The sequence below is a fragment of the Geobacillus sp. GHH01 genome (assembly GCF_000336445.1).
Classification (GTDB): domain Bacteria; phylum Bacillota; class Bacilli; order Bacillales; family Anoxybacillaceae; genus Geobacillus; species Geobacillus zalihae.
On sequence record NC_020210.1, the window covers coordinates 1312118 to 1325885 of the forward strand.

Annotated in this window: 7 protein-coding genes and 3 pseudogenes; 3 read left to right on the top strand and 7 right to left on the bottom strand. The window is 43.6% G+C overall.

All coding sequences use genetic code 11. The features are described from left to right. Positions 1-56: 56 nt before the first annotated feature. The 7 genes and pseudogenes from speB to GHH_RS18075 form a co-directional block, all read right to left on the bottom strand. Complete coding sequence (speB, locus tag GHH_RS06590) at positions 57-1022, bottom strand: agmatinase (protein ID WP_015374532.1); 966 nt, start codon at positions 1020-1022, stop codon at positions 57-59. A 758-nt stretch (positions 1023-1780) separates the two neighbouring features. Next, positions 1781-2103 (bottom strand): annotated as a pseudogene (locus GHH_RS18050) (transposase); the annotation flags it as partial. A gap of 1491 nt (positions 2104-3594) precedes the next feature. Next, positions 3595-4395 carry an ExeA family protein gene (locus tag GHH_RS06595; RefSeq protein ID WP_015374533.1) on the bottom strand — a complete coding sequence of 267 codons (801 nt, stop codon included), beginning with the start codon at positions 4393-4395 and terminating at the stop codon, positions 3595-3597. Beyond that, on the bottom strand, positions 4388-5638 hold the full coding sequence (locus GHH_RS06600) for an IS481 family transposase (protein ID WP_015374534.1): 1251 nt from the start codon (positions 5636-5638) through the stop codon (positions 4388-4390). The genes GHH_RS06595 and GHH_RS06600 overlap by 8 nt, the downstream gene beginning before the upstream one ends. A gap of 142 nt (positions 5639-5780) precedes the next feature. Further along, positions 5781-6344, bottom strand: a pseudogene (locus tag GHH_RS19435) (DUF6431 domain-containing protein). A gap of 825 nt (positions 6345-7169) precedes the next feature. Further along, positions 7170-8432 (bottom strand): IS701 family transposase, encoded by a 1263-nt coding sequence (locus GHH_RS06610; RefSeq protein ID WP_015374536.1) that lies wholly within the window; start codon positions 8430-8432, stop codon positions 7170-7172. Positions 8433-8640: 208 nt separating this feature from the next. After that, positions 8641-8931 (bottom strand): annotated as a pseudogene (locus GHH_RS18075) (IS982 family transposase); the annotation flags it as partial. 17 nt (positions 8932-8948) lie between these two features. Between GHH_RS18075 and GHH_RS19710 the strand changes: the two are divergent. The 3 genes from GHH_RS19710 to GHH_RS06620 all read left to right on the top strand — a co-directional run bounded on the left by GHH_RS19710 (position 8949) and on the right by GHH_RS06620 (position 13672). Further along, positions 8949-9152, top strand: a complete 204-nt coding sequence (locus GHH_RS19710; protein ID WP_144052007.1) for a transposase — start codon at positions 8949-8951, stop codon at positions 9150-9152. Between the two features lie 1143 nt (positions 9153-10295). Next, positions 10296-11912, top strand: coding sequence for a PucR family transcriptional regulator (locus GHH_RS06615; RefSeq protein ID WP_041470674.1), 1617 nt, complete (start codon positions 10296-10298; stop codon positions 11910-11912). Positions 11913-12205: 293 nt separating this feature from the next. After that, complete coding sequence (locus tag GHH_RS06620; protein WP_015374539.1) at positions 12206-13672, top strand: CoA-acylating methylmalonate-semialdehyde dehydrogenase; 1467 nt, start codon at positions 12206-12208, stop codon at positions 13670-13672. Positions 13673-13768 lie beyond the last annotated feature (96 nt).

Below are 13768 nucleotides of genomic sequence, written 5' to 3' on the forward strand. Positions count from 1 at the left end.
CCTGGCATCTCTCCCGCTCGGTAGTAAATTAATTCTATTGCCGGCAATTTGACTGTTTAGCAATTCCGGCTGTTCTTTTCCCTTTTGTTCCACGCAACCAGAGAAATAAACTCAAACCCGATATTGGCAGCAGCAAGGCTCGTTACACGGGTAGGGTCACGGTCTGGCAATACTTCGACAATATCGAATCCAACCAGGTTCAACCCTTTGAGCTGTCTTACGAATTGTTGCGCCTCGTAGGTCGTAAAACCTCCAATTTCTGGGGTTCCTGTACCAGGAGCATAGGCCGGGTCGAGAAAATCGACGTCAAAGCTCACGAATACCGGATTTTTCCCAACCCTTTTGCGGATTTCTTCCCCAAGCTGATTGGGAGTCAGCGCACGCAATTGATCTGTGGTGATCACTTTATATCCCAGATCTTCTGCATCTTTAAGATCCTCAGCGCTATAGAGGCTTCCTCTCATCCCGATTTGAACAGAACTGAACGGATCTACCAATTGTTCCTCCACTGCTCTCCGAAACATGGTCCCATGGGTATACTTTTTGCCAAAATAAGAATCCCAAGTATCGCCATGGGAATCAAATTGTATCAGGCTTACCTTTCCATATCGTTTGGCCATCGCCCTTAGATGAGGCAAGGATACCGAGTGATCTCCTCCAATCAAAATCGGCACAACGTTTTTGTTCAATAACGGTTCAAGCTGGTTTGCGATCATTTCATACGAATCTTCAATATAACCCGGATTAACACTTAAATCGCCATAATCAACACCGGAACAATACTGAAAGATATCGATTTGCAAGCCTGGATTATACGGACGAAGCAAAGATGACATAGAACGAACGGCTTCCGGCCCGAAGCGGGTACCCACGGCAAAGGTTCCCCCTGTATCAAATGGAACTCCTATCACGGCGAAATCAATATTATCTTCCGTTTTAACATGTGGTAATCTCATAAACGTTTTCACCCCACAGAATCGCGGTGAGGTTTGTGAATCGACTGGAACATATTTTTGTATCACTTATGATTCCCCCTTTAACTTAACAAGCAAATCTTATCAAGATCCGATTCCCTTTAACCTGATGACAGCTTAGATAGTTATGTTTGACTACCCGTGTTTTGGAAAATATAATTTTTATTGATTTTCTGATTGGTGGCATATTGGCTGATTGCCAACACTTTGTATAAGGCAAATTCCTAACATTCTCATAGCAAGAATTACTAAAAACCGTCAGCTAATGCATAGGAAACAAATTGTCCAAGGCACAAGATTTGTAGAATGAACTTACTGCTCAGCATTTCCACAAAAAGTCTGCCCTATAACCCTCGTTATTGTGATCATTATCATGTGATATTCCTTTAAAATCCTTTTTTGTAGGTCCGTACTCTGTTTTTCTAAAACCTCCTCCTTCGAAATAGTTTGTTGCAAAATTATCGAATATTAGTCAAATGTTTTTATAGGCTTAGTTTATCTAGAAGTTAATTACATATCATTAGACAAAATATAAACAAAAACAGTCTATGTATTTGATAATTTGTAAAATACTAATGTTTAAACTTCCAACCTTCGTGTTAAAGCCGATGATAAAATGGCTCTTACGTATATTTGGTGAATGCTTTCGGTACCGTCAAGAATTTTGTGTAATGAAAGATAGATAGGGTATCTCTGAATGGATTTAGAATGGATAAGGAGTCGGTTTCCTCCGCACAGGAGACAGAATATTCTGTCTCCTGTGCGGAAAGGGAGAATCCCCTTACTTTGTTATTTACAGTATTTGATTAATTGTAACGTTCTTCAAACATTCGCTGGAGGGCTTCCTGCGCTTCGGCAAATCCTCGCAGCTTTCGCTCTGCCCATTTCTCATTAAAATCTTGAATGGTCAATACACGATTTTTTCCGCGGCTTCTAAACTGCTCAAACTGTTCATCGGTTTTAGACGTTTCCGAATCTCCTTGATCGTTCGTTTGATGGCATTTATCGTGTAAATTACACTTCGAATACTGTTTGGATAATTCATAAAGGTGAGGAGAACATCCAACTCATTGGCCCAAGATTGCACTTCTCTTGGGTACTTGCTCGACCATTTCGATTCAAACTGTTTGCTTTATGGGAGAAGAAAAGTATGTTTTACTGTCTGCAAATCGCTACGCAAGCGCTTCTCATAAGAATAAAATGGTCTCTTTGAATCCGAAAGCTGACCACATAGCCAAACAAGAAAACGGTCATCATCTCTTTGACCCACAGCTTCCCGATACTCTTGTACTACTTCATAGACAGGACGAGCAGCTGTATACGTTTTAGGCATTGTTCCAGATCCATTTTCTCTTTTTCTGAAAGTCGATGATACGGCGAACATATCCAATAAGACAACTGTTTTCTTGTGATATGATGTTCCAACATCGATGGATCATTCCTCTTCCGATTCCGTCGAATCGTTTCTACGGCGGTTCGCACTGCCGAAAACATGCCGTCATATCCTTTTTTTGCGAAGAAGGGAATCGATGAATGAGACGGTTTGACTTTGGGCTTCCAACTCGATGACACAGTCCAAAAAAAAGGGGAATCGGTGTTTTTCTTTTTCGCCAATGAACCAGTGCCGAGGTGGTCATATGGAAATATTTTTCCACTGTTTTTCAATCCATCTCATATTCCCTTGCGAGTCTAGAAATACTTTTTCCTTATAAATGAGCCGGTTTGGATTTCTTGAATGAGTGCCCATTTTTGTTCTTGACGCTGCTTTTTCCTTTTTCTGCTTTTGTCATTTCGATTTCACGAATAGAGGGGTTAGGTTCACTCCATGTCATTACAGAGGGAACGAGAGATAAAAGAAGGAAATCCAGTCTCTTCTTCGCATTCCCGGTAAAATGTCATCGATCATATACATGAAGAATGGAAAGGTTGGCATTGGTAATCCCCTGGCGAAATCCTATAAACCCATCCCTGCTTATCACTTGTACATGAGAATATGATTTCATCCATTCGGTTAGTGTTTGTGGCAGTCGATTAGACAAAAGCACAACAACATGTGATTGTCTAAGTTGCAAATGATGGTGCCATACGTATGTCCTTTTCGAAAAGCGAAATCATCGACTCCGAGGAAAGCGAGACACCTCTACGAGAAATAGAGGTTTTCCGAATGATGATGAACAACGTATCATGGCTGACAGAAAGATGGACGGATTGCGCCACTTTTTGTGCAGTGAGGCAACTAGTAGAAAAAGCAATTTGCTTTAATGTGTGTTCGGCGCGAAGGGTACGTCGACCATGCGGCGCCATCCAATCATAATGCTCTGTAAACACTTTAACGGGACAAGCAGGAGAATCACAAAACTATTTTCGAGAAATAAGCAGAAGAGAAACAGGCTGAGCGGCGATAGGTGTAAATTAGCACATTATTTCAGAATCACTTTTTCAAATTATTTCAGATGGATTCTGAAATAATGTGCAAAATTTTTGCGGATTGTTCCGGATTTTGCACATTCTTTCGGAACGTTTGCACACTCTTTCAGATGAAGATTTCCAGCGCGCCTGATGGACCGATGGAAAATGGAAAAGTGAAAGCACAAAAGAGGCCGATTCGGCCCCTTTCGTGCTAATACCCCATTTCCTCTGCGGCCATGCGCACCACTTCTTCGTCAATGGCGTCCTTTTTCAGCTGATACCCGTATAACAGGCACGTCGTGGCCAACGTGTTGATCACCCGAGGCCATCCCCGCGACTGCAGGGCAATCGCCTCTAACGCCGATGGAGTGAAGATCGGATGCTTCGCCCCGGCCTGTTTCATCCGATGCTCGATGTAGCCCGCCACCTCTTCCCTCTCCAGCGGCCCCATCCGGTATCGCATGATGATCCGTTGGTCGAGAGGGTGGTGCTGATTGAGCCGCAGCTTCCCCTGTAAATGGGGCAGCCCGGCCAAAATCAAGACAAATGGGTTGGTCGAATCCATCTCAAAGTTGAACAAGATGGCGATGTCCTGTAAAAATGCATCCTTTGCTAAATGCATCTCGTCCAAAATGAACACCGGCGTGATCCGCCGTTCATGATACAATCGCTCGATCGCCTGCTGGATTTGGCGGAAGAGATCTACCTTGCGGTACTTCGGTTCCTCTCCTAATCCCAAGGCCAGTCCACGGTAAAAATCCATCACGCCTCCGGTGGATAACGGAAAGTAGACGACATGATACAATGATGGATTCAATGATTCTTTCAGCGCCCGAAGGGCGAACGTCTTGCCCGCCCCCGGCTCTCCGATCAACAGCCCGATCCCCCGGGTTCGTTTCACGTACTCCAGCGCCCGCAGCGCTTCTTGAAACGCCGCCCCTTGATACGCCTCGGACGGGTCGGTTTCTTTCGCAAACGGCTCCCGCGAAAGGGAGTAAAACGATTTATACACCGTGTTCTCCCTCCTTCGCCGGAATCGCCGCAAACGGGGACCGATGGCGTTTTACATAGGCGTTGTCCTCCAAACGAACCCGAACGGCCTCCGCCACCTTCCTTCCATCTTCGTACACATAGACGCCCCGTTCATCATAGCGGAGCTCAATCGATTGCCCAATGAACCGAGGCGGCACTTCGTATAGCTGTTTATTCAGGGTGATCGTGCCATCGGCTTTCACCTTGCGGTGCTCCCGTTTCAGAAAAATCGCATCCAGCCAATCGCCATCTTCGATGAACGACACGAGATGCACTTGCGATTGAAACACCTCATGCGGCGTTTTTCCGTCCAGTGAGGCGTGCGGTTTTCGATGATACTCCTCTTCAAGCCACTTCCAAAAACGCTCGTTCAACTCGTCAAGCGATTTCGGCGGATTCAGCTCCAACAGTGGATAAAACCGTGTCTGTACGGTGCGGAAGAACCGTTCGATTTTTCCCTTGCTTTGCGGGTCATACGGCTGGGTGTGGATGAGTGTAATCCCCATCTCGGCGCACGCATACTGCAGCACCTCGGACCGATAAATTTTCCCGTTGTCCGAGTAAATGCGTTTCGGCTTCCCGCAACGAAGCACCGCTTCCTTCGTGACGATCCGCAGCCCGTCAAACTTCTCCGAAGGGAAAAATTGGGCATATGGCACTAACCGCGAGCAGTCATCGATATACGCGATCAAAAACGTTTTCTGGGCTTTCCCATGGACGCGAATCGTGGGTCCATGGGATAAGTCCCCTTGCCATAGCTCATTGATCTGGTCATACGCAAAACGCTTTCGCTCCGGCATCGGCAAGATTTCTTTTCCCACCAGGTTGTGTTTTTTCAACAATCGGTATATAGTAAAGTATGAGAGGGTGGTGGGAATGTCCCCCTGCTTGGTGAGTTGTTCGTAGAATAGGGTCACGGGCATGGTGGGATGTTCCTTCCTCAATGCTAGAATATGATCCTCATCATCGGGGGACAGACGTCTGGAGCGGCCGCGGTCCGAACGGCGCTTCGGCTTCAAGGCGTCGAAGCCCCCTTTTTTGTATCGGGCGCACCAATCCAGAATCGTCTTCGCCGCAATGGGTTTGTCCCCTTGATGGGGAATCGAGTGCACTCGCCCGCCCACCTCATTCAAATACGCTTTGGGCTCCACCTGGCCATTCACCAACGGAGCGATCAGCCCGTACCGAAACAGCGCGATGTCGTGTCTCATCGATTCATCCATCTGGATCTCCTCCCTGTCTCCCTGTGATGTTGGACCGTCCCGGTCCCCTCTACCCCCTATCTTACGAAACGGCTCGAGATTCGTCGAGAGGAAGGGTTTGTGGGAACATCAACCATCTCCATTTTTGGTGTTAAGTAGAAAATCAGGAAGTAATTTGATCCGCAAACGGATGCCACCTCTCGTTTGTCCACAGGTCTTGGATGATCGAGCCCACCCCCCGTCCCTCCAAGGTCTGCATCCACCAAACCGCCCGTTCTGTTCTTGCGTTCCCTACAGGGCCGATGATCCCCCACCTTCTCGCCGCCGCGTGATGCAAGCGAGAGAGATTCCGTAAAAATCGTCGGACATAAAACAAGATGACCTCCTTGGTGGGAAAAACAACCTGTTTGGTCTTCGCTCCTTGCCTTGGCGTTTCGAACCATGCTTTGACCGCTTGCCAAATAACCGATCGTGTATATTGAACATACGGGAGGAGGAAAGAAGGCAGCACACTCACGGTTTTGCGACACTCTTGCGAGCGTATCGTGCGATCCAAAGGTGATACTCCCCCTCTGCCGTCAACGCATAGCGTTGGTAGTATCCGTGACGATGCAAGGGGCGGCGGGATGGACAGTGGGGGCATTGGTTCACGTCGGGAAAATCGTTCCCTTTTCCCACGATCCGTATACGTTTGAATGTCAATGCCAAAGTCGTGAAACTGGATCACACTTCCTCCCCCTCATTGAAACGAATGGAAATCTTTGTCCGAAACAATTCACAAAAAATTCAGCACATTCCTTCAGAAAAGGGGAGAGGGCTTTCTGAAAGAATGTGCAAAAAAATGGGCGTTTTGTGCTGAAATAAAATGATAATTTACAATAGGAAGATCTTGAATCACACATGTATACCGACTATGCGGGCGGGAGTAAACTGATGACAGGTAGGACAGGAGGAAGACTCACGGATGCTTTTTACCGTTAAGCGCAAACCATTCGACATCCGATATATCCAGCAACTCGATAGTTGGACTGGGAGGAGACCAAGAAAGGTGAATCATCGTTATGCACTTTTCTTTTATCAGTGTAGTTAATAGGAAGTCACCTTCCCAAATTAGCGTAAGAACCATTAAAGTGCAGAAATGTGCAAAATTTTTATACAAATGGTTATGCAGAGGGGCTTTGCATGAAGGAGCAGCCATGATAACCTGTTTAGGTTTGCCAATTCTGTTGTAGCTGGCCGTTTGGCAAAAGAATCATGTCTGCAGAGACCCTATGTCAAGCCCTTATTAAATTAATAGCGAGAATTCAGAGATATAATTTTTATTCTATATAGATGCAACCAAAACGTTTAACATATCTTGGATAGAAAAGCCACTTATCGATGTTTCGACTGTCGAGGGCAAGCCGCAGGCTTGCCCCCGTCACGCCTTGGCGTGACGGACGACCGAACAACGACTCGCTTCCCAAGACCCATTCATGGGTCTGAAAGCGGTGTTGTTCGGTCATTCGGCAGTCGGATGCAATGACCGGTAAAAACGAAAAATGTTAAAGCTTTAAATTGCATCTATATATACTGTAGATGAGCAATTTTCATAACAATAATTACCATACAAAAAGAGACAAACAAGGTACCCTTTATGCCACTGGAGCTGTTTTTTGACAACATCAATGGGAATATCTTGCTTCGCTGCATGGTAAATGAACTCGACGAGACGATGCCCTTTCTTCGTTCGGAGAAGATCAAGCCCAGTAGAAAAATCCCGGTTGGACTCGACTATACTGTACACATAAGCGAGTTGCACCAAGATCCAATACCCTTTCACCGCCCGACGTTGACGAACGCGGTACCCATCGAGCTTCAGCTGGTCTTTCGCTTGTCGAAAAAAGCATTCGATCGACCAACGCTGGGCATAGTAGCGCAAGATCTCTTCATCGCTTAACTCCCGGTCGGTGCTCAAGACGCAGTGAAGATGTTCGGGTGTCATCGGCTGATCGGCTTTCCAAGCCAACAACACAACGGCATCATCGAGACCTTTCAGCGATCCCTCGTAGCGATACACACGATAACGCTCTTCTCCCACCGTGACGAGATGGGTGTCGTTCGATTCGATATAGCGGGCGAACTGTTTGGCTTGGATGGCGATGCCTTTCGGATAGAGAATCCGGTTCGTTTTGAGCATCGCGATGACGTGCAATCCTTTTTTCAGACAGGCTCCCACGAGCGCTTGGGATGGATACCACGAATCCATCAGCAAATAAACGGGACGGCGTACATCCAAAGAAGAAAGCAGCTCGATCGCGAGTTCCCCCTTGCTTTTCCCAGCCGCCTTGTCGTAGAGACGGAACGCAAAGGGAAAAGCCTGGGTCATCGTATGAACCATGAGCCAAACAAGAGAATGCCCCCAGATCGACTTTTTCTCTGTGTGAGAATAGTGCCAATCACACCCTTGAATGGCGTGCGTTGCCCGTGACGAAGGCTTGGTTTTTTGGCAAATCGTATCATCGATCGAAACAAAAAGGGGTTGATTTTTCTGTTTGGCGATCCGTTCGACACGATGAAGCATCCATTGCTGGAGTTTGCGAAGCAGCGTCTCTTCATCCCAAGGGCTTTTCGTGAAAAAATGGCTGAGTGTCGTTCGATGATTGGGGTGAAAGCTCCAATGATGAAGATCGGTCAACGTTCCAGAAAAGCCTTTCGTGAGCATCGCATCCACGATATGAACGAGATGTTTCATGACAGGTTTGGAAAAATAAAGCGCCAACCCCAACATCGTGAAAAACTTGTGTATTCCTTGATAATGTGCTAATCTATTCACGAGACATGGACCTCCTTGTGTGAATGGTTTGTTGGCACATCTATTCTAACCAAGGAATCGGGTTCATGTCTCCTTTTTTGTTTCGATGTAAATTTATGTTAGTGATTTTGCTCGTCTACAGTTCTATATAAACGATTTATATACTGCATACTCTGCACTTTTTTCTTGCAAAAAACAGCCCACATTTGGTCAGCTGGTGCCACATCTACTGGATCGTAAAGCCAAGCGCTCGGTAGCTACGGTTGTACCGGGAACGTTCAGGGAACAACTCCTTGGAAAACAAATTCCCGATCACAAAGCTCATTCGGAAGTGCAGCCTAACAACTTTCCAAGGATATGGACGGCGATGATGACCTCATCTTCCTGTTTCAACAATGACGATTTCAACGTTGAAGATGCATCTGGATACTTGATAGTTGAGTCGATACAAAAAACAAATCGCTGCATATTGTTTTTGAGGTTTGGCTAGATCGGTTGTAAAAGGAAAGTGCTCTTGCATGGGAATTCTCCTTTTCAATGTTTGTTTGCACTTTCATTTTAAAGAGATCCTCTGCAAGGGGCTATTTTTATGCTTATCTGATTTTATCTAGCGCCACGGATATTACAAGAAAAGGTTATCGAAGTGGTTCATATCCACGCCAGCTTATGGTCTGCTTGGGACGGTTGCTCTTGTGCGTTCCACGGATAAGAGATGGGGAGTTCTCCACCGAGTTGTTTTAGCGGTATTAAGATTTGTGCAAGATTCTTCATGCCTAAAACAAATGGCTGGCTGGGTTGTTATTGAAACAAATGCTGGCAATTAGGAAGAAAAAGCTCCAAAAATCATGCAAATGCTTGAAGAGGGATCGAAGATGAGAAAACACCATATTGGACTATCCGGGCCATTACCGGCGACGTCTACGCACGACCAACGGGGATGCATCGCTTTGTTGGAGCTGTGTTAATCGAAAAATGATAAAAATACTTTGGATATGTCCGAATATTGGCAGTGGCGGAAAACGAAAGAGCAAGAAGTCTGATCGGTGAATTAGGAAGTTTCAGGTAATTATGAGAGTGGGATAACCTCTTTGCCGCCGTGTTAAGGAGAATGTGGATGAAGCTAGCTAGGATATGCCGCGAAAGCTCCTCAACACATCTAGTCCTTGACGAAATGATAGTTTGTCCGGAAGGCGAGGACAGAGAGAATTGCCAGACTTATCTACTTATCAAATCATCAGGTCCATGATGTCACTATCAAAAGGGATTACACATAATTTGGACTTGCTCCTTGTAAGTATTTTTCATCTCTATGTACCCAAAATAGGCGTCATCTATTGGAAAAATGTCATGTGAGGGGCGGCGCGTCTGCCGCTAGGCAAAGGAAAAAGGCGAGGTTAGTCTCCTTCCTCTTATTCGATTTTTGCATCGATTTTTTTCTAAAATGCAAAGCTAGGTGATTAAAAAATATGTAAGATGTTCTTACACGTTTTGTTGTATATTTTTTGTTCCTAAAGTATAATCTATAATCAAAAAAAGGGATTAAGCCCAGTCTTTATGTAAAAAAGAAGCGGCACAAAGCGTTTCATTTGCCCGGGATTTCGGTTCGCTGGGCTGTCAGTGAGATTTTGCACAATAGTTAGAACTCGTCCTCTGTTTTGATATGATCGTTCAGAAGAGTGCTTTGATGAAAAGAAAAGGTTCGGTTTTTAAAGTCAATAGACGAAACAAAGCACATCTAATGCCATTTCATCTTGCGTTTTCAACGCATCTTGTTTCCCCTCTTTCTTTAGATTGGGGAGTACGTTAATCTTGTGAGGCGGCGTTCAAAAAGAACGTTTTCATTTTTAAGGATATTTTCATACAAGGGGGTGAAGCAAAGTGTGTATGAAAACTTCCAAATTAACGGTTTCCGATATTTTGAAAAGAAAGCATTTTGAACATATTCAAATTGCAGCTGGACATCAAGGTTTGCATCGCACGGTAAAATGGGTACACGTCGTGGAAGTGACCAAAATCAGTAATCTATTGAAAGGAAAAGAACTTATTTTATCCACTGGAGTAGGATGGAAGGAAAATAAGGAGTTATTTATATCTTTCGTGCAACAACTAATTGAATGCGATGCATCTGGATTATGCGTTGAAATAGGAACTTATGCTTCTTCCATTCCACAAGAGGTGATTGACTTAGCGAACGAATACCAATTTCCTATCATTCTCTTTCTCAAAGAAGTCCCGTTCGTCGAAATCACTCAAGATATCCACACTTATTTAATAAATCAGCATTATCAAATCATCTCCAACCTAGAGTCCTATTCACAAGAATTAAACAAGAAATTGTTGTCGATTGATCATTATGATGAGATTTTAAAATTTCTACATCATTATTTAGGCCATCAAGTCATTTTTAAGATAAATGGAAAAGAAGTAGAGTTGGTACCGAAATATGTAAAACGATCCAATGAAGAACAACAACTGTTGGATTCTGCATCTGCACTTCATCCACAGCAAAAGATAGCCTCTCAATCCATTCGGATTCTCGGTAATGAATATGCGGAACTATCCATTGTTTCCATCGATAAAGAAATTAGTGAATTTGATCTTCTTATTTTGGATCGAACGGCTACTGCTCTTGCCCAACATTTGCTGCGGGATTTATATGTAGAAGAAAAAAAGCGAGCGCAAGAACATGAATGGTTAAAGGGGTGGTTAGAAGGTGAGCATACGAGTGAAGCTATTTTCGACTATTTAACAGATCATGAAGTAGAATTAAGACCAAAAGGTGGATTTGTAAGTATTTGTAGATTCAAATCATCGAAACAATACTTGAACTTAGACATTACTTATTTCAAATTATTGTGCCGGACTATTTTTGAACAACAAGGATTTTCCGCATTTCCTGTTGACTTTCGCAACAGCGTTGTATTTATTATGGTGAATAAGCGTGACATAAAAACATGGAAAAGTCGTATGAAGATGGGGATTAAATATTTGCTGGAATCTGATTTTGTGAATAAAAAAAGAATCCCGAAATTCCTCATAGCAGTTGGAAAATTTGTAGAAAACCTCTCCCATATGGACAAAAGTTATCGAACTGCTTTAGAAACTATTAAAATTCAAAATCAACTCGGCGAAAAGGCAAATAGCTATTTTTATGAGGATTTACATATATATCGAATTATTTCGCTTATCCATAAATGTAGCGATTTACATGAGGTGGTAATGGAATATTTAGAACCTGTTATTCAGTATGATAAAAAATATAATGGAAAGCTGATGGAAACATTAAAGGTTTATTTGGAATGCAACGGCTCGAAAAAAGAAACGGCCAAAAGATTATTTGTAGTTAGACAAACGCTTTATCATCGTATCCAAAAATTAGAAAAGTTGTTAGGTGATGATTTTATGAATCCGGAAAAACGGTTAGCTATTGAATTTATAATCAAAGCATACGAATATTTAATGCCAAATAACGAAAATCAATATGCACAAAATGATAAGTAAAACTCTTCTACAAAAGTAGAGGAGTTTTATTTTTTATGCATATTGTTGTTCAGCGAAGCACCTGATGATTGAATTCCGGAAGTTATGTGAAAAGAAAGTGACAGTTTTTCGTTGGTCGAAGTTTACTGGACGGAGAGGAAATTTCTACACAATAAAATAGGATGTGTCATATTGTGGAATGAACATATTTATCATTTTTACGTTTTGTCTAATGAAGAATATTGGAAATTAAGAGATAATTTCGTTAAAATTGAATAATTTCAAATAGCATAACAAAAAGGAGGGTTTTTGTGATGACGGTGACAAAGAACGAAACAACTATTTTGAAAAACTTTATTAATGGACAATGGGTAGAATCAAGCGGGACGAAGACATTGGAAGTGCCGAATCCGGCGACAGGGGAAGTGCTGGCGCGGGTTCCGATTTCGACGAAGGAAGATGTAGACAGAGCTGTGCAAGCGGCCAAAAAAGCGTTTGAAACGTGGAAAAATACACCGGTTCCTAAACGGGCGCGGATTATGTTTACATTTCATCATTTATTGAACGAGCATCATGAAGAATTAGCAAAGCTTATCGTTCAAGAGAACGGAAAAGCATATAAAGAAGCATATGGAGAGATTCAAAGGGGAATTGAGTGCGTAGAATTTGCTGCGGGCGCTCCAACATTAATGATGGGGGAGTCACTATCGGGAATTGCGGAAGGCATTGATTCGGAAATGTTCCGTTATCCTTTAGGAGTAGTCGCTGGAATTACGCCATTTAATTTTCCGATGATGGTGCCTCTCTGGATGTTTCCGTTGGCGATTGCTTGCGGGAATACGTTCGTATTAAAGCCATCTGAAAGAACGCCGATTTTAGCCAATAAACTGGCTGAGTTGTTTACACAGGCCGGGGCGCCAGAAGGAGTGCTCAATATCGTTCATGGGGCGCATGATGTCGTTAATGCCCTCATCGATCACGAGGATATTAAAGCAATTTCTTTTGTCGGTTCCCAGCCTGTCGCCAAATATGTATATGAGCGTGCAGCGGCACAAGGTAAACGAGTGCAAGCGCTTTCTGGGGCAAAAAATCATCATATCGTCATGCCTGATGCTGATATAGAGACAGCAGTGCAGCACGTGATTAGTTCCGCTTTTGGAAGTGCAGGACAGCGTTGCATGGCTTGTAGCGCGGTTGTTATTGTTGGTGAAAATGAACGGTTTGTAAAACTGCTAAAGCAAAAGGCGGATGAAATTGTTATTGGAAATGGTATGGATCCAGAAGTGTTTTTAACCCCCGTTATTCGCCAATCCCATCGTGAAAAAGTATTGGGATACATTCAAAAGGGGATTGAAGAAGGGGCAATACTTATTCGGGATGGACGCAAAGAAATGGAGGAAATGCGAGAAGGAAACTTCCTTGGGCCAACGATTTTTGATCATGTCACACCAAATATGACGATTGCTAAAGAAGAGATTTTTGCTCCTGTCCTTAGCTTGTTGCGTGCCAAAGATTTGGACGAAGCACTTGAGTATATTCGCAAATCTCGATACGGAAACGGTGCGACTATTTATACGAAAGATGCGAAAGCTGTCCGTAAATTCCGTGAAGAAGCGGATGCGGGAATGTTAGGAATCAATGTAGGCGTACCGGCAACGATGGCATTCTTCCCGTTCTCTGGCTGGAAGGACTCGTTTTATGGTGACCTCCACGTAAATGGAAAAGATGGAGTGAACTTCTATACACGCAAAAAAATGATTACCTCTCGATTCGATTTTTAACACGATCTTGAAAGAAAATACTGGACAAGAACAGGTTTACTCATTTAGTAAGAATAATTACTCAAAAATCCCTCTGCTTTAAAACAAAATTCAGGT